Origin of the sequence: Caballeronia sp. LP006 (assembly GCF_031450995.1) — a bacterium.
Classification (GTDB): domain Bacteria; phylum Pseudomonadota; class Gammaproteobacteria; order Burkholderiales; family Burkholderiaceae; genus Caballeronia.
Genome location: NZ_JARTVW010000004.1, coordinates 1,257,724 through 1,278,846, shown reverse-complemented (window position 1 = coordinate 1,278,846; position 21,123 = coordinate 1,257,724). Strand labels below are relative to the sequence as shown.

23 protein-coding genes are annotated in these 21,123 nt (G+C 59.6%); 12 read left to right on the top strand and 11 right to left on the bottom strand.

From position 1 onward, the window contains the following. Nucleotides 1–112: 112 nt before the first annotated feature. Nucleotides 113–1,054 (bottom strand): AEC family transporter, encoded by a 942-nt coding sequence (locus tag P9250_RS15895; RefSeq protein ID WP_310394179.1) that lies wholly within the window; start codon nt 1,052–1,054, stop codon nt 113–115. Nucleotides 1,055–1,595: 541 nt separating this feature from the next. Here P9250_RS15895 and P9250_RS15890 point away from each other — a divergent pair. Next, nucleotides 1,596–2,165: a lipocalin family protein gene (locus tag P9250_RS15890; protein WP_244828874.1), complete on the top strand. Its 570-nt coding sequence runs from the start codon at nt 1,596–1,598 to the stop codon at nt 2,163–2,165. Nucleotides 2,166–2,171: 6 nt separating this feature from the next. Here the strand turns inward: P9250_RS15890 and P9250_RS15885 are convergent, their stop codons facing one another. The 3 genes from P9250_RS15885 to P9250_RS15875 all read right to left on the bottom strand — a co-directional run bounded on the left by P9250_RS15885 (nt 2,172) and on the right by P9250_RS15875 (nt 5,293). Then, nucleotides 2,172–3,395: a serine hydrolase domain-containing protein gene (locus tag P9250_RS15885; RefSeq protein ID WP_310393982.1), complete on the bottom strand. Its 1,224-nt coding sequence runs from the start codon at nt 3,393–3,395 to the stop codon at nt 2,172–2,174. 78 nt (nt 3,396–3,473) lie between these two features. Next, a complete protein-coding gene (locus tag P9250_RS15880) occupies nt 3,474–3,728 on the bottom strand; it encodes a hypothetical protein (protein WP_310393981.1) in 255 nt (84 codons plus the stop codon). A 134-nt stretch (nt 3,729–3,862) separates the two neighbouring features. Then, on the bottom strand, nt 3,863–5,293 hold the full coding sequence (locus tag P9250_RS15875) for a sigma-54-dependent Fis family transcriptional regulator (protein WP_244828877.1): 1,431 nt from the start codon (nt 5,291–5,293) through the stop codon (nt 3,863–3,865). Between the two features lie 296 nt (nt 5,294–5,589). Between P9250_RS15875 and P9250_RS15870 the strand changes: the two genes are divergently transcribed. Further along, complete coding sequence (locus tag P9250_RS15870; RefSeq protein WP_250467590.1) at nt 5,590–6,990, top strand: GntP family permease; 1,401 nt, start codon at nt 5,590–5,592, stop codon at nt 6,988–6,990. Nucleotides 6,991–7,018: 28 nt separating this feature from the next. Here the strand turns inward: P9250_RS15870 and P9250_RS15865 are convergent, their stop codons facing one another. After that, nucleotides 7,019–7,921 carry a LysR family transcriptional regulator gene (locus tag P9250_RS15865; protein WP_250467591.1) on the bottom strand — a complete coding sequence of 301 codons (903 nt, stop codon included), beginning with the start codon at nt 7,919–7,921 and terminating at the stop codon, nt 7,019–7,021. A 93-nt stretch (nt 7,922–8,014) separates the two neighbouring features. On the opposite strand from P9250_RS15865, the gene P9250_RS15860 reads away from it, so the two are divergent. Continuing rightward, nucleotides 8,015–8,773, top strand: coding sequence for an SDR family oxidoreductase (locus tag P9250_RS15860; protein ID WP_310393977.1), 759 nt, complete (start codon nt 8,015–8,017; stop codon nt 8,771–8,773). Nucleotides 8,774–8,843: 70 nt separating this feature from the next. Here P9250_RS15860 and P9250_RS15855 read toward each other — a convergent pair whose 3' ends face one another. Together P9250_RS15855 and P9250_RS15850 are read right to left on the bottom strand one after the other, a co-directional pair. Beyond that, entirely contained in the window at nt 8,844–9,266 is a 423-nt protein-coding gene (locus P9250_RS15855; RefSeq protein ID WP_310393975.1) for an H-NS histone family protein, read from the bottom strand. A gap of 79 nt (nt 9,267–9,345) precedes the next feature. Then, entirely contained in the window at nt 9,346–10,005 is a 660-nt protein-coding gene (locus tag P9250_RS15850) for an NAD(P)H-binding protein (protein ID WP_310393973.1), read from the bottom strand. 100 nt (nt 10,006–10,105) lie between these two features. Between P9250_RS15850 and P9250_RS15845 the strand changes: the two genes are divergently transcribed. The 5 genes from P9250_RS15845 to P9250_RS15825 all read left to right on the top strand — a co-directional run bounded on the left by P9250_RS15845 (nt 10,106) and on the right by P9250_RS15825 (nt 14,667). Beyond that, a complete protein-coding gene (locus tag P9250_RS15845) occupies nt 10,106–11,053 on the top strand; it encodes a LysR family transcriptional regulator (RefSeq protein ID WP_310393971.1) in 948 nt (315 codons plus the stop codon). 124 nt (nt 11,054–11,177) lie between these two features. Further along, nucleotides 11,178–11,993, top strand: coding sequence for an IclR family transcriptional regulator (locus P9250_RS15840; RefSeq protein ID WP_250510452.1), 816 nt, complete (start codon nt 11,178–11,180; stop codon nt 11,991–11,993). A 99-nt stretch (nt 11,994–12,092) separates the two neighbouring features. Continuing rightward, the gene (locus tag P9250_RS15835; protein WP_244828885.1) at nt 12,093–13,457 is read left to right on the top strand and encodes an MFS transporter; all 1,365 of its coding nucleotides are present in this window, start codon (nt 12,093–12,095) and stop codon (nt 13,455–13,457) included. 54 nt (nt 13,458–13,511) lie between these two features. After that, the gene (locus P9250_RS15830; RefSeq protein ID WP_310393968.1) at nt 13,512–14,177 is read left to right on the top strand and encodes a DUF4286 family protein; all 666 of its coding nucleotides are present in this window, start codon (nt 13,512–13,514) and stop codon (nt 14,175–14,177) included. 61 nt (nt 14,178–14,238) lie between these two features. Then, on the top strand, nt 14,239–14,667 hold the full coding sequence (locus P9250_RS15825; protein WP_250467597.1) for a PaaI family thioesterase: 429 nt from the start codon (nt 14,239–14,241) through the stop codon (nt 14,665–14,667). A 72-nt stretch (nt 14,668–14,739) separates the two neighbouring features. On the opposite strand, the gene P9250_RS15820 is transcribed toward P9250_RS15825, so the two are convergent. Further along, the gene (locus P9250_RS15820; protein ID WP_244828888.1) at nt 14,740–15,024 is read right to left on the bottom strand and encodes a hypothetical protein; all 285 of its coding nucleotides are present in this window, start codon (nt 15,022–15,024) and stop codon (nt 14,740–14,742) included. Between the two features lie 295 nt (nt 15,025–15,319). Between P9250_RS15820 and P9250_RS15815 the strand changes: the two genes are divergently transcribed. Further along, nucleotides 15,320–15,541, top strand: coding sequence for a hypothetical protein (locus tag P9250_RS15815; protein ID WP_250467598.1), 222 nt, complete (start codon nt 15,320–15,322; stop codon nt 15,539–15,541). A 15-nt stretch (nt 15,542–15,556) separates the two neighbouring features. Here the strand turns inward: P9250_RS15815 and catC are convergent, their stop codons facing one another. From catC to P9250_RS15800, 3 genes are all read right to left on the bottom strand, one after another. Further along, nucleotides 15,557–15,835, bottom strand: coding sequence for a muconolactone Delta-isomerase (gene catC, locus P9250_RS15810; protein WP_250467599.1), 279 nt, complete (start codon nt 15,833–15,835; stop codon nt 15,557–15,559). 71 nt (nt 15,836–15,906) lie between these two features. Continuing rightward, nucleotides 15,907–17,034: a muconate/chloromuconate family cycloisomerase gene (locus tag P9250_RS15805; RefSeq protein ID WP_310393965.1), complete on the bottom strand. Its 1,128-nt coding sequence runs from the start codon at nt 17,032–17,034 to the stop codon at nt 15,907–15,909. A 104-nt stretch (nt 17,035–17,138) separates the two neighbouring features. Continuing rightward, a complete protein-coding gene (locus tag P9250_RS15800) occupies nt 17,139–18,062 on the bottom strand; it encodes a LysR family transcriptional regulator (protein ID WP_244828892.1) in 924 nt (307 codons plus the stop codon). Between the two features lie 175 nt (nt 18,063–18,237). Between P9250_RS15800 and catA the strand changes: the two genes are divergently transcribed. The 3 genes from catA to benB all read left to right on the top strand — a co-directional run bounded on the left by catA (nt 18,238) and on the right by benB (nt 21,117). Further along, on the top strand, nt 18,238–19,173 hold the full coding sequence (gene catA / locus P9250_RS15795; RefSeq protein WP_310393963.1) for a catechol 1,2-dioxygenase: 936 nt from the start codon (nt 18,238–18,240) through the stop codon (nt 19,171–19,173). Nucleotides 19,174–19,273: 100 nt separating this feature from the next. After that, a complete protein-coding gene (locus P9250_RS15790) occupies nt 19,274–20,632 on the top strand; it encodes a Rieske 2Fe-2S domain-containing protein (protein WP_310393961.1) in 1,359 nt (452 codons plus the stop codon). Continuing rightward, nucleotides 20,629–21,117, top strand: a complete 489-nt coding sequence (gene benB / locus P9250_RS15785) for a benzoate 1,2-dioxygenase small subunit (RefSeq protein ID WP_244828895.1) — start codon at nt 20,629–20,631, stop codon at nt 21,115–21,117. Before P9250_RS15790 ends, benB begins: the two co-directional genes overlap by 4 nt. Nucleotides 21,118–21,123 lie beyond the last annotated feature (6 nt).

Sequence of the window (21,123 nt, the reverse complement as noted above, 5' to 3'; positions counted from 1 at the left end):
GAACAAACCGGCCCTCCTCCACCATCGAACAGAAGGTGGCTTTGCCCGACGCACGCGCGCCGGGCATTTTTTATCGCGGGCGAGCGACGGGTCGAATGCGGGCGAAGCCGGTTCAAAGCAGCACGGTCAGACAAAACGTCACGGTGACGAGCGAGAGCACCGTGGAAAACAGAATGGCGCTCGAAGTGACACCGCCATCGCGTCGATAAAACTCCGCGAGCATGAACGGACCGGTGCCGGTTGGCAGCGCGCTCAAAATCACGGCGGTCTTCGACCATAGCGGCGGCATGCTGAAGACATGAAACGCCAGCCAGTAAGTCAGCAAGGGCTGCGCGATCAATTTGAGCGTAACGAGTGCGCCCGTCGTTCGAAGACTGCGCGCCTCGCCTTTCGCGCCGAGAAAGAGTCCGAGCGCAACCAGCGCACAAGGACTCGCCGCGCCGCCCAGCAGTTTTAGAAACGCTTCGGCGCCATCCGGCACGTGCGCGCCCGAACCGCTCAGCAACGTGCCCGCAAGCGGCGCGATCAAAAGAGGGTTCTTGCCAAGCGACGTCGCCACGCGCCATAGCGTCCAGAAGATGTGCTTTTCGCGTTGCAAGCCGAGTTCGATCAGCACGATCGCCACCGCGAACAGCACGCACACAGTGATGATCGTCGCGATGACGGCGGGCGCGAGACTTTCCTTGCCGAACGCCAGCAAACAAAGCGGCAAGCCGACGAAACCGGTATTCGCATAAGCAGCGTTGAGTCCGTCGATGCTGGCATCGGCGAGCGGACGCGCACGCATGAGCCGCGCGATAAGCGTAAGCACGAACACCACGGCTGACCCGATGCCGAACACCGCGATGAACGCCGGTTGATCGAGCATGCTCCACGGCGTCCTGGACATCGTGTCGAAGAGCAACGCGGGCAACGCGAGATAGACGACGAAGCGGTTCAGTTCCGATGCGGCGGCGGGACCGAGCTTGTTGAGCTTGCGGCACGCGTAGCCCGCGAGGATGAGTCCGAAGACCGGCAGGATGATGGTGAAAAGCGGCGTGAGAAGCGAAGACATCGAAGAGAAAGCGAAATGCAGATGATCCGGCGATGGCATGACAAGGCTTCAACAGAAAGGAGCCGAGAGAATAACCGCTGTCAAAAAGGTGAGGCATTTCGGGAGCGGCGTGATGGTGAGCCGCGAGAGCCGCCCAAGGCTCACGCCTCAAAGTTTATCCGTACCGCGAAACGTTTTAATGTGCTCTAAGTTCTTTCGGCAAGCCATTGTTCTGTAACGTTTTCATCTTGACGTCGAAAAATGCCAACCAGCACGCCGATTCGACACTGGAAGACCGCTGATGCGCTCCGTCTGTACAGCCGTTTGCCTGAGGTGAGCGAATACAGGAGCGCGTCAAAACGACTAGTCGAATCGACCTCGGCTTAGATTTCGACGAACGAAAAACGATATGGGACAAGGAGTTGCCTTCTATGCCGCAACCTCGGGAGACATGCAAAAGCCTTTTCCGACGCTCGAAAGGTGAGGCTTTCCGGGAGTGCAAAAACATCGGAATGAAGTTTGCTCAATGCTAGGTCTTCGCAATCAAAAGCAGACGCGCAACATGAAAATCAGAAGTCCATGGATCTACGGCGCCGCTGCGCTCATCACGCTTGGCGGCGTTGCGGCGCTTGCGGCATGCGCCACGAACGGCGCACGCAAGAGCGGCAACGAGAACGTGCCCGAGCCTTCGAAGGCTGTCGATCTCGATCGATACCTGGGCCACTGGCATGAGTTCGCCCGCTACGAAAACCGCTTCGAACGCGGCTGCGAAGGCGTGACCGCGAACTATGCGCGTCGCGAAGACGGGCTCGTCTCGGTCATCAACGCATGCCACGAAGGCGGCTTGAGCGGGCCATATAAAACATCGGAAGGACGCGCGAAGATCGTTCCGGGATCGAACGGAACGAAGCTGAAGGTGTCGTTTTTCGGGCCGTTCTATGTCGGCGACTATTGGATTCTCGATCACGCCGACGACTACAGCTGGTCCATCGTCGGCGAACCGACCGGCCGCTATCTGTGGATTCTCACGCGCGACGCGCGGCCATCGCCCGATATGCGGCGCTCGCTGATCGAACGCACGCGCGCACTCGGCTACGACGTGACGATGCTGCGGGAGACGCAGCAAAGCTGACAACGGTCAGTCGTCGATAGCCGCATACACGAGCCGCTCGTACTCGCGCGCGAGCGGGAACGGTTCGAGCGCACGCCGCTGAATGAGCATGATGCCGATCATGTCCTCGACGGGATCGGCAAACCAGCTTGTTCCGAGCGCGCCCGGCCAACTGAACGAACCCGTCGAACGATATCCCGCGGGCAATTGAAACGCCGGATTGTCGACAACCGACAGCCCGAGGCCGAAACCCTGCGCGCGCCACAATGGATAGCCGAACGCCGGGATCTCGCGCTGCGCAGGCGTAAGAAAGTTAGAGCGCATCAAGTCGACGGACTTGTGCGACAGAAGCCGCGGACCTGCTGCGCGCTCTTTAGCATCGCCTTGCAGACGGCCGCGTCCAAGCAACACGCGCGCGAAACGCAGATAGTCGTCGGCGGTGGACACGAGCCCGCCACCACCGCTTTGATAACGCGCGGCGTCGATCCAACGGCTCGACGAAGGGTGATCCTCCACCACTAGTTGCGCGCCCGGGGAATCGACGACATAGGACGTCGCAAGCCGCGAAGCCTGTTCGGGCGTCACGGCAAAAGCCGTGTCGTGCATGCCAAGCGGCTCGAAGATGCGCGTGCGGAAGAACTCGCCGAGCGGCATGCCGGACACGCGTTGCACCAGCGCGCCGAGTACATCCGTGGACACGCCGTACTGCCAGCGCTCGCCGGGATGAAACATCAACGGAATTCTGGCGACGTGTTCCAGCCAACTCGCGGGATCGACCATCGCATCGAAGCCGTTGAATACGCTCTCGTACGCGGCGGCGAGTTCGCCCGTCGCGGTGAAGTGATATGCGAAGCCCGCGCGATGCGTGAGCAAGTCGAGCAGCGTGATTTGCGTGCGCGCCGGCTCGGTCTGTGAGAGCGGGCCTTCGGGGTCGAGCATCACCTGGGCGTTCGCCAGTTCGGGCAACCACTTCGCCACCGGCGCTTCGAGCGCAAGACGGCCTTCCTCGACCAGCATGAGCGCGGCGACGCTCGTCACCGGCTTGGTCATCGACGCAATGCGAAACAGTGTGTCGCGTGTCATCGGGGTGCGCGTGCCGGTGTCGCGCCAGCCGAGCGCATCCACTTGTGCAATCTCGCCGCGCCGCCAGGTGAGCGTGACGATGCCCGCGACCTCACCGGAATCGACGAAGCGTTGCATGGCGGCGCGCATTTCGGCAAGGCGCGCGGAATCGAAACCGGCGTTGGACATCGGTGCTCCTTCGAAGAACAGAGAAAGACGCCGCATGCGGCATCACGCTTCGATGAGGAAGCGCGCGACGGGTTCCAGCTAGTTTGTCTTGCAGGCGATCAACAAGCCGTTCTGGTTGTCGGCGCTGGATTGTTCGAGCACGTCGTAGCCGCTCGGGCAGGCGACCTTCGCGTTGTCGGTGCAAAGACGCCAGCCGCCGTAGGCCGGGCATTGCACGAGCTGAGTGGGACGGCCATCGGCTGAGAAAAGAGGCGGCGCGCTGCTGCATCCGGCGAGTGCCCATGCACTCGCGGCGAGCATCACGGAAAAGCCGATCGCAGTGCCGAGTTTCATCCCTTACCCCTTGTTTTCAGTCGTTATTTTCGATGTCGATGCCTTCGCGAGTATGCCACGCCGGCCTTTCGCGACGATTGCCGCAAATGTGCGCGCGCTCACGTTTGACACAATCTCACATGCCTTTACATGTCCTATACGTCGATGCCCAACGCGGCGATCTTCTTGTAAAGCGTCGCCCGCCCGATACCGATGCGTTCCGCCGTTTCCGCCACGCGGCCATTGTTCGCGCGCAGGGCGTCGGACAGAAAGCGCCGTTCGAAGTCGGTCATCGCGGCGGCATAGGGCATGGACGCGCTTTCGACTGGCGGCGCGGGCGCGGCCGGTGTCGAATCGATGAAGCCTGCGAGCGCGCGGGCATCGATATGTTCGCTATCGGAAAGCATGAGTGCGCGTTCGAGCGTGTTGCGAAGCTCGCGCACGTTGCCCGGCCAGGCGTAACCGGCTAGCAGCCGCAGCGCGTTTTCATGCAGCACGAACTGGCGGATGCGGCCCGTGCGCGCCTCGCCCGACAGGTCTTCGAGAATGGCATAGGCGAGCGCTTCGATATCGCCCGGACGCTCGCGCAAAGGCGGCGCGTGAATGGTCAGCACGTTCAGGCGATAAAACAGGTCCGCGCGAAAGCGCCCCGCCGCGACGAGCGCGGGCAGATCGGCGGAAGTCGCGGCGATGATGCGAACATCCGCCCGCACGATGCGGTTCGACCCGAGCGGCTCGAATTCCTTGTCCTGCAGCACGCGCAAGAGCTTGCCCTGCAACGGCAGCGGCATGTCGCCGATTTCGTCGAGGAACAGCGTGCCGCCATCGGCGAGTTCGAATTTGCCGACGCGTCCCTTGCGCTCCACCCCGGTGTACGCGCCAGGCGCCGCGCCGAAGAACTCGACTTCGAGCAAGGTATCGGGAATCGCGGCCACGTTGACGGTGACCAGCGGCTTTGCGGCGCGTGTCGAGGCACCGTGGATCGCGTGTGCAAGCAGCTCCTTGCCGGTGCCGGTTTCGCCGAGCAGCAAGACCGGCGAGTCGACGAGCGCCGCGCGCCGCGCTTGCCGCTTCACTTCGAGACTCACCGCACTCGTGCCGACGAAGCTCGCGAAGGTGTACTTGGCGCGCCGCGCCTGCGCGAGCGACTGGCGCGTCGCGATGAGTTCCTGCTGCACGCGCGAGTAATGCGCGAAAAGCGGCGTGAGCGCTTTCATCTCGTCGAAGAGCGCGAAGCCGATGGCGCCAACGGTCGCGCCCTGCTCGTCCTTCAGCGGCAAACGCGTGACGACGAGCGGTTCGCGGTCGGTCTCCAGCACGTCGAGCAGAATCGGCTTGCCGGTCGCGACGACTTCGCGCATCAGGCTATTGGGAATGACCGCTTCGCAATCGAGGCCGATCACGTCGGTGGGATCGGGGAAACCGAAGCGCGCCGCGTAGCGCTTGTTGATCCAGACGACGCGGGCGTCCGCATCGACGATGAAGGTGCCTTCGCTCAAATTTTCGAAGGTCTTGAAAAGCGATTCCATCGCGCGGCGCATGACGTCGCTATAGTCCAGGGGAACGTTGATCCAGTCGTTGAGCATGCTGCTTTTGTCTCCGATATCTCTTTATCGAGACAGGATATCTCAAACGGGAGACTGCCTGCATTGGGGCAATCTGCTAGGCTTCGAGGCGCGTGCCCGACCGTGACGCGCGGGAGTTTGTCTCGGCACAGAGACATTCCGAATGCATTTGCGGCCTTCATGCATGGTCAAACGAGCGTAAAGCCCGGTGACTACGCGGATGGCACGGAAGCTGCATTTGCCCGCGCGGCGCGCGATCAGTCGCGTCGAGGGTCTTCAAGAGAGACCCGTGATAACAAAACATCAATGGAGACTCCATGTCGTTCATCATCGTGCTCGCCGCCCTGGCGTTCCTGATGCTGGCCGCTTATCGCGGTTACAGCGTCATTCTTTTCGCGCCGATCGCCGCTCTCGCGGCTGTTCTGCTGACCGACCCGGCAGCCGTCGCGCCCGTGTTTTCGGGCATCTTCATGGAGAAGATGGTTGGCTTCGTCAAGTTGTACTTCCCGGTGTTCCTGCTTGGCGCGGTGTTCGGCAAGGTCATCGAACTGTCGGGATTCTCGGAGTCGATCGTTGCCGCCGCGATTCGCTATATCGGCAAGTCGCGCGTCAATGCGGTGATCGTCGCGGTGTGCGCGCTGCTCACGTACGGCGGCGTATCACTGTTCGTGGTCGTGTTCGCCGTGTATCCGTTCGCGGCGGAGATGTACAGGCAGAGCAATATTCCCAAGCGCCTCATGCCGGGCGCGATTGCACTCGGCGCGTTCTCGTTCACGATGGATTCGCTGCCGGGCACGCCGCAGATTCAAAACATCATCCCGACGACGTTCTTCAAGACGACCGGCTGGGCCGCGCCGTGGCTCGGCGTGATCGGCTCGGTGTTCATCATCGTGGTGGGACTGACGTTTCTCGAATGGCGCCGCCGCCGCGCGATGGCCACGGGCGAAGGCTACGGCACCTCGCTCGTGAACGAGCCTGAGCGCGTCGAGTCGACCAATCTGCCGAATCCGGCGCTGGCGATTGCGCCGCTGATTCTCGTGGGCGTCGCCAACTTCGCGCTCACGAAGTGGATTCCGACGTGGTACGGCGCGAGCTATACCATCGCGCCGGAAGTGCTGCCCGGCGTGCATGCGCCCGTGACCACGGCCGTCAAGACGGTCGTCGCGATCTGGGCAGTCGAAGGCGCGCTGCTGCTCGGCATCGTGCTCGTGTTGCTGACGGCTTTCTCGCGCGTGAAAGATCGCTTCGCCACGGGCACGCGCGTAGCCGTCGCGGGCGCTTTGCTCGCGGCGATGAACACGGCGTCGGAATATGGCTTCGGTGGCGTGATCGCCGCGTTGCCGGGTTTTCTCGTCGTCTCCGATGCGCTGAAGAGCATTCCGAATCCGCTCGTCAATGCGGCGGTATCGGTGAGTTCGCTCGCGGGCATCACGGGGTCGGCGTCGGGTGGCATGAGTATCGCGCTGGCCGCCATGTCCGATACCTTCATCAAGGGCGCCGAAGCCGCACATATTCCGCTGGAAGTTCTGCACCGCGTCGTGGCCATGGCAAGCGGCGGCATGGACACCTTGCCGCACAACGGCGCCGTCATCACGCTGCTCGCGGTGACGGGTCTGACGCATCGGGAGTCGTATCGCGACATCTTTGCGGTGACGGTCATCAAGACGCTCGCGGTGTTCTTCGTGATCGCGGTGTATTACATGACGGGGCTGGTTTGAGCGTTGGAAGTGCTGTTCGCGTCGCGCTTCAGAACGACGCCGAGCGGATGAAATCCAGAAACGCACGCAGCGGCGTCGGCACGTAGCGGTGACCGGAATAGTACAAAAACGGCCCCGGAAACCGCTGCCACCAAGGTTCGAGCACAGGCTCGAGCGAGCCGTTCTCGAAGAACGGCTTCATCCAGTCGTCGAAGAGTTGCACGATGCCGCAACCCGCCAGCGCGGCATCTATTCCAAGATCGGTTGCGGCGCCCGCTCGAACGATGAGCGGGCCGCTCGGCTCGACGCGAATGTGCTCGCCGTCGCGCTCGAATTCCCATGTGGTCATCGCGCCGCTCGCGAAGCGATAGCGCACACACGCATGCTGCAAGAGTTCGCTCGGATGCTGAGGACGACCGCGACGCTCCAGATAAGCGGGTGACGCGCCGAGCGCCATTCGTTGCTCGCGCGGACCGATAGGAACGGCGATCATGTCCTGCTCCAGACGTTCGCCGTAGCGGATGCCTGCGTCGCATCCTTCCGCCATCAGGTCGATGAAGCCATCGTCGGCAATCACCTCCAGTTCGATATCCGGGTAAGCCGCGAGAAACGCCGGCACCAGGCGCGGCAGGATGAGTTTGGCCGCGACCACCGGCACATTCAGCTTCAACTTGCCAACTGGCTTGTCCCGAAAGCCGTTCACCACGTCGAGCGCTGCGTCGAGGCCATCGAGCGCGGGCTTGAGTCGAGCCAAGAGCCGCGCGCCCGCTTCGGTCGTCGTGACGCTGCGTGTCGTGCGATGAAGCAAACGCACGCCGGTGCGGGCTTCGAGACGGCGCACCGCTTCGCTTACGCCGGAAGGGCTGCTGCCGATGGCGCGCGCGGCATCGCGAAAACCGCCCGCTTCGACGACGGCCACGAATGCTTCCAGTTCCTTGAGGTTGGGTCCCATTGTTCGCTCTTTCAGTACACCCTGTGCAGACTCGAGCACGTTATCTTTCGAGGCTCGGTTGGCTATTCTGTCTCCTGTCACAGGAGAGCAAACATGTCCGCAGAAAAGATTGCGATTGTCACCGGCGGCAGCCGGGGCTTAGGCCGAAACACAGTGCTGAATCTCGCCAAGCGAGGCGTCGATATTATCTTTACTTATCACCGGAATCGCGAAGAAGCTGAAAACGTCGTCCGATCCGTGTCCGATCTCGGTCGAAAAGCAGTGGCGCTTCAGCTAGACACCGGAAATGTCGGCGCCTTCGATAGCTTTATCGGCAAGGTCCGCGAAACGCTAGCCGAATGGAAAGCAGAACGCTTCGATTTCCTCATCAACAATGCGGGTACGTCACATCACAACAGCATCGAGAAAACGACCGAGGAAGAATTGGATGGCCTATATAACGTGCACTTCAAAGGCGTGTTCTTTTTGACGCAGAAACTGCTGCCGCTTATTCGCGACGGCGGGAAGATCGTCAACTTGTCTTCCGGGCTGACGCGAATCATCGTACCGGAAAGCGGCGCTTACGGCTCGCTTAAGGGCGCGGTCGAAGTATTGACGAAATACATGGCGAAGGAACTCGCGCCGCGCCGGATCGCAGTAAACGTGGTCGCGCCCGGTGCTATTCAGACCGATTTCAGCGGCGGAATCGTTCGGGATAATGCCGAGTTGAATAAGCGCATTGCCGACATGACGGCGCTGGGCCGTGCCGGATTGCCCGACGACATTGGCCCGATGATCGCGTCGCTGCTCTCCGAAGATAATCGGTGGATCAACGCTCAGCGTATTGAAGTGTCGGGCGGCATGGCGATTTAACGCCTACGCATAGGAGAATAGATCGCTGCGCCCGTGGTTCGAAGCGGGCGCGGGCGAGCTTTCTTTCGACTTAATGCTTTTCGGGGAATAGCGCGGCTTGAACCATCGCGCGGACATTTTCGCCCTTGTCGACGAGAAACTCGTCGCGGTCTTTCCCGGCAATCCATTGCGGCGCGCGGCCGCGGCCGCTCCAGGTCGCGCCGCTCACCGGGTCGCGATATTTCGCCGGGGCGTCGGCGCGCTGGGCGCCCGACTTCGGGCCAAACAATTCGTTAAGCGAAATACCGTACTGACGCATCTTCTGAACGATTTCCTTCAGTACGAGCTGCGTCTCTTGTTCTTTTGCTTCGTTCAACTGCCGCTCCAGCGCTTGCTGCTGCGCGACGAGGCGGGTAATTTCAGGGTTTTGATAAGCCATGTGCGTAGTATTTGTTCGAAGAGCCGTATCGCCATCGATGCGTGGAGTAGAAGCATTATAAGACTTCTCGCGCAAGCCATGGACTCGAAACGAGTCTGCTCGTCCGTTTAGCCTCTTACGTCCACGCATGGAATCTCGCAGCGGCTTCGAATGCTCAAAGTTCGCGCGCAACCGTGAATCTGGCTCTAACGTGTTTTGGATTCTCCAGTTCATCGACCACTGCGACCGCTAAATCGGCGACGGAGATGCCGGCCGGCTTGTCGCCATCCATTAAAAGGTTCTCCGAGCCAAGTCGATAAGAACCCGTGCGCTCACCTTCTTCGAGAAAAGCGGGCGGGCTTACGAAAGTCCAATCCAGGACCGTGTTGCCGCGAATTGCATTGAGCGCGTCGCGGGCGGCGGTTGCGCCCGGAATGATGTTCGCCGGCACATGCGAACTGAACTCGTCGGTATCGATGAGTTGCACGCCAGGCGCGACGAACAGGCTCGCGGCGCCGCCAATGACCACATAGCGCCGAACGCCGCTTGCCTCGACGCCGCGAACGATTGCCGAATTGCCGCGAGTGAAGTTCTCGAACAGTTCGGGGTCGTTCCATCCGGGGTTGAACGCGGACACCACGGCATCGTGACCGCGCACCGCGTTCGCAACCGACTCCCACGAATACGCGTCGCCGACAACGACTTTGAGACGCTCGGACGACGCCGCGCTTGCGGCGTTGCGAAGCAATACCGTGACCTCGTGGCCTTGTTGAAGAAGTTCTTTCTTGAGATGCGTTCCAACAAAACCGGTCGAACCAATGAGAGCGACTTTCACGTGACATCCTCTAAAAAATAGCGATACGAGGATGCTAGCTTCTCAAGCAGCGATTTATAATCCGCGAAAATCGACAATCAAATTTAAGCCACACTTCAAAATGAATGACCTTCGGCCGTTCGTGATCTTCGCGGAGACCGTCTCCCACGGTTCCATGAGCGCTGCCGCCGCGCGTCTAGGGATGAGTGCATCGGCGGTGAGTCAGGCAATCAAGGCGCTTGAACGGGAATCCGGTGTGACCTTGCTTCATCGGTCGACGCGCAAATTGACGCTGACCGAGGACGGCGAGCGCTGTTACGCCCATTGCCTGAGGTTGATCGAGGCGGGGAAAGCAGCGTCCGAATCGCTCGCTCAGGCACGGGACGCGCCAACCGGCGAATTGCGCGTCGCCGCGCCGATTGGCTTCGGGTCGTATATCGCGCCCGCGCTGGCTCCGGTCCTTTCCACGTGGCCAAAGTTGCGACTGCGCCTTTTGGTCAGCGACGAGATGGTCGATCTCATCGATGCGCGCGTCGATATCGCCATTCGCGTTGGCAAGCTCGCGGATTCCGGTTGGGTCGGCCGTCCACTCTGCGAACTCGAAACGATTCTCTGCGCCTCGCCGGCGTACTTGCAGCGTCACGGCACGCCGCAAAGTCCGCAAGAACTGACGACGCATCATTGGATATCGCTGGAACGCGAACTGGACGAATCCGGCCAGAACGCCAGCACGCCCGACGATGACGCACCTTCGCTCGTCCTCGATTTGCAAGGAGACAAGCGCGTGAAAGAGACGGTGCGCGCGCCAGTGCGCATTGCAAGCACTACACAACCCACGGTTCAACAGATCTGCGAACAAGGTTTAGGCATTGCGCGCTTGGCATATATCGACGCGCAAAGCTCGATCAAGCGTCGGACGCTCGTTCATGTGCTTCCAGACTGGCGGCTTCCTGTGCTACCGGTGACGTTGGTATCGCCGAAGAAGAGCACCGAGCCTGCGAAGGTTCGCGCAGCGGTCGAAGCGTTGAAGGCTTACTTCACCCGTCTTCCGTCGACTCGGGATAGGTGAACACCCCGCGCCCCAAAAACATCCAAAACATAAAAGTGAAAAGAGTTTGCAATTTGCAAAGACTTTTCACTAGAATGGCACGCATACCCGATCCGACGAACAACAACTGTCCAATGCCCCGACCATGAGCGCCGTCGCTGAACGCATTCTTCGTGTGCTGGAAGAGCTTGCCAACTCGCCAGAGGGCAAGACGCTCTCCGAGTTGTCGACGAGTCTCGACCTGCCCATTACCGCGACGCACCGCTTGCTCGCCGACCTCATGGAGCAGGACTACGTTCGCAAAGACGAACGGCGCGGGGAATTCACGCTGACCATGAAGATGCCGTCGCTTGGACTGCGTTTCTTGAGCGCGGGCGGCGTCGTCGATATTGCGCAGCCCATTCTGGAGCGTCTCGCATCGACATCGGGAGAATTGGTGCGGCTTGCAATCGTCGATGGCGAACAACTGATCTATGTCGCGAAGGCGCAAGGCGCGCGGCAAGGCATTCGCTACGACCCGGAGATGGGACGCCCCGTTACGTTGTCCTGCAGCGCGGCGGGAATGATTTGGCTCGCGGGCAAGAGCGACGAAGAAGTCATGCGGCTTGTATCGAAACAGGGATTCGGCGTGCCGTCGGATTTCGGCCCGAACGCGCCCACGACGTTCAAGGCACTGATTCCGCATATCGATGCCGCCCGCGCCAACGGTTACGCAACCACGCACGACATGTTCTTGCCTGCGATGAGCTCGATGGCGACAACCGTGCATGCCGAGAACGGCGAGGTTCGCGCTATTCTCATCATCGCGGGACCCATGTCGCGATTGACCGACGCAAAGATGAAAGAGCTCGTGCCGTCATTGATGTCGACGTCGAAAGAGCTGTCTGAAGCAAGCGGAGTGTCGCCCATGCTTCGTCAGGCGATGAAAGGCCCTAACTTCGCGGTCAGCATCGCTAGTTGATGCGCGGCGAAACAAAGCGTTGAAAACGCGTCCTCATTAAATCGTATAACTAAATATATAACCCGAAGATCGGTTCTGACACATCAGGAGGAGACACAAATGGGAATGGAAAACGCGGACGGCTCGCAACGCTCCATGGCGAATCGCGCGGTAAGCGCCGCCACGCTCGGAACGGCGCTCGAATGGTTCGACTTCACGCTTTACGGTTCGGTCGCGGCCACGGTGCTTCCCAAACTCTTCTTCCCGAGCATGGAGCCAAACTCCGCGCTGCTGGCGTCGCTCGCGACCTTCAGCGTGGGTCTCGCGGCACGGCCGCTTGGCGCCATCATTTGCGGCCATTTCGGCGACAAGATCGGACGGCGCAACCTCATGCTCGGCACAGTCTCGGTGATGGGCATTACCTCCGTGTTGATGGGCCTGCTTCCGACTTATCTGCAGATCGGCATGCTCGCGCCCATTCTGCTCGTCGTCTTGCGCATCATCCAGGGATTCGCGCTCGGTGGCGAATCCACCGGCGGACAACTGATGGCGCTCGAACACGCGCCCGCGGACCGGCGCGGAAAATATTCCGGCTTGATCGGCATGTGTGCGCCGCTGAGTCAGATCCTCGCGAATGCCGTTCTGTTGATTCTATCCGCAACAATGAGCGCCGATGCCTTCACGAGTTACGGCTGGCGCATTCCCTTCGTCATGAGTTTCCTGCTCGTGATCGTCGGCATCTACATTCGTCTGCGCGTGTCGGAAACGCCCGCATTCGTGCAGATGAAGCAGTCTGCGGTAGCCAACGTAAGCAGCCCGCTCAAGGACGCGTTTCGTCTTCACTACAAGACCATCATTCGCATGATGCTCTTCTTCTGCGGCCCCACGGCACTGTTCTATCTTGCGGTCGTGTTCACGCTCGGTTATCTAACGAACTCGCTCGGCGTGCCGAAGCAGACTGGGTTCACGCTGCTAATGATCGGCAACGCATGCGCAATCGCCGGTTCCATTCTCGGCGGATTGTTGAGCGACCGCATCGGCCGAAAGCGCGCGTTGCTCATCGCATCCGCAGCGACGTTCGTCATCATGATGTTCTACTTCCCGCTGCTCGCCACGAAGAACTTTGCGACGATGGCGATCGCCATGGGCCTCTTCATGGGCTTCGTTCAGGTTCAGACGGGCATTCAGCCGGTCGCGTTTGCGGAAGCCTTCCCGACGAACGTCCGATACTCGGCATCGGCACTCGCGTTCACCGGCGCAAGCCTCTTCGCAGGCGGCCCGATTCCGGTTGTCGCCACGTGGCTTTTGAATCTCAGTCACGGCTCGCCGTGGACATTGGTCGCACTCGTGGCGTCGTTGAATGCGCTGTCCTTTTGCATGATCGCGATCGGACCGGAGACGAAAGGCATCGACATGAATCGGCTCGATTCCACCGACGACGTCATCGGCAAACAGAATTCGAGCGCACATCAGGCTACTTACTGAGACGCGTGGAATCACGCCTCCATCCACCATTCAATCGATACCGCGAGAAAACACATGACCGATCGACACACAGGTTTGCTCGCCATTTGGAGCACGATCGAAGCACACAACGAAACCGATTACTTGCACTGGCTCACGCGTGAACATGTCTTCGAGCGGGTAGGCGTGCCGGGATTTCGTTCGGGCCGCGTATTCAAGCGTCGCGCAAGCAAGCCTTCGGAATACCTCATGCTCTACGAGCTCGACACTGCGAACGTGATGTCGAGTACCGGCTATCTTTCGCGTCTCAACGACCCGAGCGAATGGACGCAACGAATCATGCCGAACCTGATGCGCTTCCGGCGTGGCGGGGGTTCAGTGGTGCTGAAGGGGGGTCATGTCGGCGGGTATGGAAGTCATATCGCCATCGCACGCTTTGAAGACATCATGCCGGACGAGTTGACCGGTTCGACAGGGCAAGAACTGATCGACGCTTTGGCCCGGCTCGACTGGGTCGTCACCGTTCAGGCGATGACGGTACAAACCGACGGAACGTCCATTGCCACACGAGAAAAGTCGATGCGGCGTGGTCAGGAAGGCGCTTTCTGCGGGCTGCTCGTGATAGAGGCGCTCGATCATGCATCGCTCGATAACGCCATTACTCACGCAACTCGCGTGCTTCCGACGACCGAAGGAAAATTCGAGTTGTTCGACGCCATCTTCAGTTGCCATAAGCCTTGAGGCGCACGAGCCTAAGTGCCGTTAGACTAAAGGCATCCCCGGCCTATCCATAACGCGCGACATGAACGATATCGAATCGAGAATTTCATCGAGCTTCTTTGCTCAAGGCTTGATGAAAACGCTTGGCGCCACATTGATGTCGGTATCCGAAGGCGAAGTCCGAATCAGTCTGCCCTTTTCAGCGGCTTTATCGCAGCAGCAAGGCTTCGCTCATGCCGGTGTGATTACGAGCATCGTGGACAATGCTTGTGGCTATGCCGCTTTAACCAAGGCACCGGAAGGGCACGACGTGGTGACGGCGGAATTCAAGGTGAATTTTCTGCGGCCCGCAATAGGAGCGTCGTTTCTAGCCGTGGGCAAGGTCGTCAACGCGGGCAGGCTTCTGACTGTTTGTACCGGCGAGGTGTTCGCTATTGGCGATGCTCAATCGGCGCCGAAGTTGATAGCGGTGATGCAGGCAACCATCGCTACGGTTTCCTCGAAGGCATGAAGCACCGTTGAAAGCCGGCGGCCCTGGTGAGATCAGGAACCACTGGCAATGTGTCATCGTTCAATTAAAGCTTTAAACGTAGGCTTCGCGCTGCCACGGTCCCCACTCACCGCCCATCGCCTTGGTGCGCGTGTACGTTGCGCTTTGGCCTGTCGGCGTGTCCGAGGCATCGTCGGCCTGCACTGCATCCGTGGTGTGAAGCGCAAAGGCCTGGCGGTCGTGCGTATCGACAGTTACGCGTCCAATCGGACCCTTGACGGGTTCCGCATCGCCCTCTTGCGATGATTCGAGCAACGCGAGGTAAGGTGTCAGGCGTCCCCAAAAGTCGGTGAGCTCTTCCTGTACGTAACGCGTCATAAAGTGTCTCCCAAAGCCCTCTAGCTTACCGCACATCGCGCAAACGTCCTTCTTTGTCGGAAGATGAGTCGAGACATTGCGTCGGAGCGTGCGACTTCAAACGCCCGTCGCCATTCCCGTAAGTAGCCTTTCGACGGCCGCGCCGATGTGTGGTGTAGCGAATAGAAACCGCAGCCCTGTGACGTTACTTTGGTACACGAGAAGCATGGCCCAGGCGTCCGAGGATGCAAGCGGAGCCGTGACGTCCCGACAACGTAATGCCATTGAAGCAACAGTTAGAAAAGCAGCCAGAGCCATGCCTACGACCAACAAATACCTCTCTGAGAACTCGCAAGTGCGAATTGGCCTCGTCACGCAAGGCCACATTTCGACTATCGAGTGCATGCTGGAAGGCGGAGCGGCGTGGCCCGACATCGGCCGCGCAATCAACTGGGACCCGGCGGCCGCGGCTCAGGATTATGCAATCTACGCGTTCACGCAGCTTAGGCGCTTGCGTCAGGGGGCTAAAGATCACTAATCGCGTGAGTCGCGGCTAGCGAATAGAAGAAGGATGATGCGCCAGCGCAGTCACCTGCATCGTCATAAACGGAAACAAAGGCAACGCGGACAAGATTGTATGAAGCTCGTCATGCGAGTCCACGTCGAATACGCTGAAATTCGCGTACTCACCAACCACGCGATGCAACTGCTGCCACTTCCCTTCACGCTGCAATTGCTGCGAATACGCCTTCTCGCGAGCCTTGATGTCTTCAGCTTGCGCTTGCGGCATGTCGTGCGGCAGATGCACGTCCATTCTTACGAGATACAGCATATTTCCTCCTAAGCGGCGACGCTGATTCCGCATGCGGACACAAGCGTCATGTCTCATCCGGCAATGAACCTTCAGGCCTTCTTGTCGCGACGATAAAACGCCAGCTTTTCCTCGTCGATTTGCAGCCCCAGCCCCGGACCTGCCGGCATATGCAGATCGAAGTCGCGATACTGCGGACGAGCGGTCACTATGTCGTCCTTGAGCAATAACGGTCCAAAGAGCTCCGTACCCCAAGCGAGTTGCGGAAGCGCGCTAAAGCCATGTGCGGAAGCAACGGAACCGATACTCCCTTCTAGCATCGTCCCGCCGTAAAGCAGCACGCCCGCTGCATCGGCAATCGCAGCCGTGCGCATCATGCCGAAGATGCCGCCGGACTTCGCGATCTTCAGCGCGAATACATCGGCGCATGCGTCGCGCACGAGTTCGAGGGCATCTTCGGGACCGGTCACGCTTTCATCGGCCATGATGGGCACGTTGAATCGCGCGGCGAGCCGGGCAAGCGCGCCGCGATGCTCACGCGGCGTCGGTTGCTCGACGAGATCGACGCCCGCCGCTTCCAGCGCTGCAATGCCGAGCGTGGCATCGACTTCGCTCCATGCCTGATTGACGTCTACCGTTACCTTGGCCCGGTCACCCAAAGCCGACTTTATCTTCGAGACATGGGCGACGTCATCGCGCACGCCGCGGCGGCCGATCTTCAGCTTGAACACATTGTGGCGGCGTTCGGCGAGCAGCATCTCGGCTTCTTCGATATCGCGATTCGTGTCGCCGCTGGCAAGCGTCCACAGCACCGGCAGCGTCTTGCGAACCGCGCCACCGAGCAACGTGGACACCGGCACGCCAAGGCGTTTGCCTTGCGCATCCAGCAGCGCCGTCTCGATCCCGGACTTGGCGAAGCGATTGCCACGCGCGACCTTGTTCAGCTTGAGCATGACCGCGTTGATATTGTTCGCGTCCTGTCCGACGAGCGCCGGAGCCAGGTAAATATCGATGGTCAGCTTGATACCCTCGGGACTTTCCTCGCCGTAAGACAAGCCACCGATAGTCGTGGCTTCGCCGATGCCCTCGATGCCATCGCTCGAACGCAGGCGGATGATGACCATGGTTTGTTGCTGCATCGTCGCCATGGAAAGCTGATGCGCGCGAATGGTCGGTAAATCGACCAGTATCGCCTCGACGGATTCGATGTGAGGGTTCATACCTGGATTGGCGAAGTGGATGGGTTGAACGAAGTATCGAACGGCGAATAACACCTTGTCCAAGACCTTCGACGTCTAATGCCATACTCGCCAGGTATCGAAACTTAGCGCCCCCGGTCGGTGCGGGGCGCGTAAGGCACGTGTTCCTCATCGTAGAGCCGATAAATCAATTCGAGCATCTCGCGAATGTCGCGCGATTCGTCGAGCGCTCGCATGCTCATGATGATGGGCGATACCAGCGTGGGGTCGTCCAGGTCCTTGTAACTCACATCATCACGCTTAAGGCCATACACACTGCTCGGCACGATCGAGATGCCTTCACCCGCCGCCACGAGACCAAGCGCTATCTGCAGCTCGCGCACTTCGTAAATTCGCCGGGGTTCGAGCGCTCGGTCCTTGAAAGCGGCAAGCACCTGGTCCGCGTAACTCGGGCGAGGCGCCTTCGGATAGACGATCAACGTCTCGTTGAGCAAGTCACGCAGCGCGAGCACCGGCTTGAGAACCGAGAGCGCATGCCCCTGCGGAAGCGCCACGATCATCTTTTCTTCCCGCAGAATGACCCGGCGAATATTCGCGTCTTCATTGCGGATTCGACCGAACCCCACGTCGATATGACCGTCCTTGAGCGCGCGAAGCTGGTCCATCGTCGACATCTCATGCAGGCTCAACTCGACGGTAGGATTTTCGTCGCGAAAGCGGCGGATGATCTTGGGCAGCATGCCGTATAGCGTCGAGCCTACGAAACCAACGGACAAGCTGCGTTCGATATTGCCAACGCGCCTTGTCATGGATTCGAGTTCGGACGTCTGCGCAATCAGCTGCGCGGCATGCGAATAAAAGAACTTGCCCGTCTCTGTCAGCTTGAGCGGCCGCGAGTTGCGCTCGAGCAGTTGAACGCCCAGCGTCTCTTCGAGCTGCTGAATCTGACGGCTCAGTGGCGGCTGCGCGATGTTGAGCCGCTGCGCGGCGCGCGTGAAGTTCCGCTCTTCCGCCACGGCCACGAAATAGCGCAGGTGTCGCAATTCCATTTCTATACCTCCTTGGTATAGCCCGATACCAAATCAGTGTTGGACGGCGGTCTGGCGGCTCATTATTCTGCAATCACACTCTGTTTTCGCCGCCGATCATACCTTCCAAACATTATACGGACTGCGGAAAAACGAGGGTTAACCCCCACCGAACAAGAGATTCAGGAGCAGACAAATGAGCGTCAAAGTGTTCGATTCGAAGGAAGCGCAGGACCTCTTGAAGGCCGCTGCGAATCTCGGAAGCAAGGACGGTAACGCACGCGCCAAGCAGATCACTCATCGCTTGCTGGGTGACCTCTTCAAGGCCATCGACGACCTCGACATGACACCCGACGAGATCTGGGCCGGCGTGACCTACTTCAACAAGCTCGGACAAGATGGCGAGGCTGCACTCTTGGCCGCTGGTCTCGGTATCGAGAAGTATCTCGACATCCGCATGGATGCGGAAGACCGTGAAGCAGATATCCACGGCGGCACGCCGCGCACCATTGAAGGTCCGTTGTACGTTGCCGGCGCTCCGGTGCGGGATGGTGTCTCCAGAATCGACATCAACGCGGACGAAGACGCGGGTCCGCTCATCATCCGCGGCACGGTGACGAGCCCGGATGGCAAGCCCGTACCGAATGCGGTCGTGGAATGCTGGCACGCAAACTCGAAGGGCTTCTATTCGCACTTCGACCCGACGGGCGCGCAAGACGCCTTCAATCTTCGTGGCGCGGTAAAGACGGGTGCCGATGGCAAATACGAATTCCGCACGCTCATGCCCGTGGGTTACGGCTGCCCGCCGCACGGCGCGACTCAGCAACTGCTCGACCTCATCGCGCGCCACGGCAATCGTCCGGCGCACGTGCATTTCTTCGTGACTAGCGACAAGACTCGCAAGCTCACGACGCAAATCAACATCGAAGACGACCCGCTCATCTGGGATGATTTTGCCTATGCGACTCGCGAAGAACTCGTGCCGCGCGTGAGCGGGAAGACGGGCGGTGCTGCGCTGGGACTCAAGTCCGACACGTACAAGGAAATCGAGTTCAACATCGAGTTGACTCCGCTGGTTCAAGGTAAGGACAACCAGCTGGTCAATCGCCCTCGCGTATCTGTCGCGGCTTAACCGCCCACGCGGCCGCCGCTGTTACGCGGCCAAACCTCTTTCGCAAATTCTTTGAACCGATGCAAGCGCTTCGCACGGAGCCTGCATAGGGAGACGAGTCATGCCCGCAACCATCGATAAAGCACGACAACTGCACGACTTGCTGAACAACGCCGTTCAGGATGACAAGGAAAGCGGTGTGTTCCGCTGCCGCCGCGATATTTTCACGAACGCCGATTTGTATGAACTCGAAATGAAGCACATCTTCGAGAGTAATTGGGTGTATCTCGCGCACGAGAGCCAGATTCCAGACAACAACGATTACTACACCACGTGGATTGGCCGTCAGCCGATCGTCATCACGCGTGACAAGGTTGGCGAATTGCACGCCGTGATCAATGCTTGCGCACACAAGGGTGCGATGCTCTGCCGTCGCAAGCACGGCAACAAGGGCAGCTTCACGTGCCCGTTCCACGGCTGGACGTTTTCCAACGCAGGCAAGCTATTGAAGGTCAAGGACGAGAAGACGACCGAGTACCCATTGCAGTTCAATAAGCAAGGCTCGCACGACTTGAAGAATGTTGCGCGCTTTCAGAACTACCGTGGCTTCCTTTTCGGCAGCCTGAGCGAAGACGTCATGCCGCTCGAAGACTATCTCGGCGAGACCAAGATCATCATCGATCAGATCGTCTCGCAGGCGCCTGAAGGTCTCGAAGTGTTGCGCGGCAATTCCTTGTACATCTACGACGGCAACTGGAAGATGCAGATGGAAAACGGCTGCGACGGCTATCACGTCAGCACCGTGCACTGGAACTACGCTGCAACCATGGGCCGTCGCAAGGTCGAAGGCACGAAGGCCGTCGATGCCAACGGCTGGAGCAAGTCCGTCGCTGGCGTATATGGCTTCGAGCATGGACATATGCTGCTTTGGACCAACACGATGAATCCGGAAGTGCGTCCGGTGTATCAACATCGCGAAGAGATCGCAGCACGCGTGGGCGACGAAAAGGCGAAGTACATTGTCAATCAGACACGCAATCTTTGTGTGTATCCGAACGTGTTCTTGATGGACCAGTTCAGCACGCAGATTCGCGTGATCCGCCCGATCAGCGTCGACAAGACTGAAGTGAACATCTTCTGCTTCGCACCCAAAGGCGAGAGCGCGGAAAGCCGTGCCATCCGCATTCGTCAATACGAAGACTTTTTCAACGTCTCGGGCATGGGCACGAGCGACGACCTCGAAGAATTTCGCGCGTGTCAGGCGGGCTATGCGAGCACGACATCGATGTGGAACGACATGTCGCGCGGCGCGCCGCTATGGGTGCACGGACCCGATGCGAACGCAAAAGGCATGGGACTGAAGCCGCTTATCTCGGGCGAGCGCAGCGAAGACGAAGGGCTCTTCGTGGTGCAACACGAGTACTGGATGCACGTCATGCGCGAAGCTCTACGCAAGGAACAGACGGAGGCGACGGTATGAGCATCGACTATCAAAAGGTCTGTGCCGCGCTCTATCAAGAGGCGCGCTTTCTGGATGACCGTCAGTGGGACGAGTGGCTCGCTTGCTACACCGAAGACGTCGAGTACTGGATGCCCGCCTGGGACGACGATGACAAGCTCACCGACGACCCGCACAGTCAAATCTCCTTGATGTACTACGCCGACCGTGGCGGCCTGGAAGATCGAGTGTTCCGCATCAAGACCGAGCGCAGCGGTGCGTCGATGCCGGAACCGCGCACCAGCCACAACGTGACGAACGTCGAGTTGCTGGCCGAACGCGCGAACGAAGTGGACGTGCGCTACAACTTCACTACGCAGAGCCATCGCTACAAGATGACCGACTATTTCTTCGGCACCATTTTCGTTACCTTCCGCAAGGTGGATGACCGTCTCTTGATTGCCAGCAAGAAGATTGCGTTGAAGAACGACTATATCCGCCAGGTACTCGACGTCTATCACGTCTGAAGCGCT

Bases quoted from the DNA above. Each gene is read 5' to 3' on its own strand.
- P9250_RS15805 (WP_310393965.1), bottom strand. From the start codon at position 17,034: ATGAACCCTCACATCGAATCCGTCGAGGCGATACTGGTCGATTTACCG.
- benB (WP_244828895.1), top strand. From the start codon at position 20,629: ATGAGCATCGACTATCAAAAGGTCTGTGCCGCGCTCTATCAAGAGGCG.
- P9250_RS15875 (WP_244828877.1), bottom strand. From the start codon at position 5,293: ATGCTCAACGACTGGATCAACGTTCCCCTGGACTATAGCGACGTCATG.
- P9250_RS15890 (WP_244828874.1), top strand. From the start codon at position 1,596: ATGAAAATCAGAAGTCCATGGATCTACGGCGCCGCTGCGCTCATCACG.
- P9250_RS15880 (WP_310393981.1), bottom strand. From the start codon at position 3,728: ATGAAACTCGGCACTGCGATCGGCTTTTCCGTGATGCTCGCCGCGAGT.
- P9250_RS15840 (WP_250510452.1), top strand. From the start codon at position 11,178: ATGAGCGCCGTCGCTGAACGCATTCTTCGTGTGCTGGAAGAGCTTGCC.
- P9250_RS15860 (WP_310393977.1), top strand. From the start codon at position 8,015: ATGTCCGCAGAAAAGATTGCGATTGTCACCGGCGGCAGCCGGGGCTTA.
- P9250_RS15895 (WP_310394179.1), bottom strand. From the start codon at position 1,054: ATGTCTTCGCTTCTCACGCCGCTTTTCACCATCATCCTGCCGGTCTTC.
- catA (WP_310393963.1), top strand. From the start codon at position 18,238: ATGAGCGTCAAAGTGTTCGATTCGAAGGAAGCGCAGGACCTCTTGAAG.
- P9250_RS15815 (WP_250467598.1), top strand. From the start codon at position 15,320: ATGCCTACGACCAACAAATACCTCTCTGAGAACTCGCAAGTGCGAATT.
- P9250_RS15845 (WP_310393971.1), top strand. From the start codon at position 10,106: ATGAATGACCTTCGGCCGTTCGTGATCTTCGCGGAGACCGTCTCCCAC.
- P9250_RS15835 (WP_244828885.1), top strand. From the start codon at position 12,093: ATGGGAATGGAAAACGCGGACGGCTCGCAACGCTCCATGGCGAATCGC.
- P9250_RS15825 (WP_250467597.1), top strand. From the start codon at position 14,239: ATGAACGATATCGAATCGAGAATTTCATCGAGCTTCTTTGCTCAAGGC.
- P9250_RS15870 (WP_250467590.1), top strand. From the start codon at position 5,590: ATGTCGTTCATCATCGTGCTCGCCGCCCTGGCGTTCCTGATGCTGGCC.
- P9250_RS15820 (WP_244828888.1), bottom strand. From the start codon at position 15,024: ATGACGCGTTACGTACAGGAAGAGCTCACCGACTTTTGGGGACGCCTG.
- P9250_RS15790 (WP_310393961.1), top strand. From the start codon at position 19,274: ATGCCCGCAACCATCGATAAAGCACGACAACTGCACGACTTGCTGAAC.
- catC (WP_250467599.1), bottom strand. From the start codon at position 15,835: ATGCTGTATCTCGTAAGAATGGACGTGCATCTGCCGCACGACATGCCG.
- P9250_RS15830 (WP_310393968.1), top strand. From the start codon at position 13,512: ATGACCGATCGACACACAGGTTTGCTCGCCATTTGGAGCACGATCGAA.
- P9250_RS15800 (WP_244828892.1), bottom strand. From the start codon at position 18,062: ATGGAATTGCGACACCTGCGCTATTTCGTGGCCGTGGCGGAAGAGCGG.
- P9250_RS15885 (WP_310393982.1), bottom strand. From the start codon at position 3,395: ATGTCCAACGCCGGTTTCGATTCCGCGCGCCTTGCCGAAATGCGCGCC.
- P9250_RS15865 (WP_250467591.1), bottom strand. From the start codon at position 7,921: ATGGGACCCAACCTCAAGGAACTGGAAGCATTCGTGGCCGTCGTCGAA.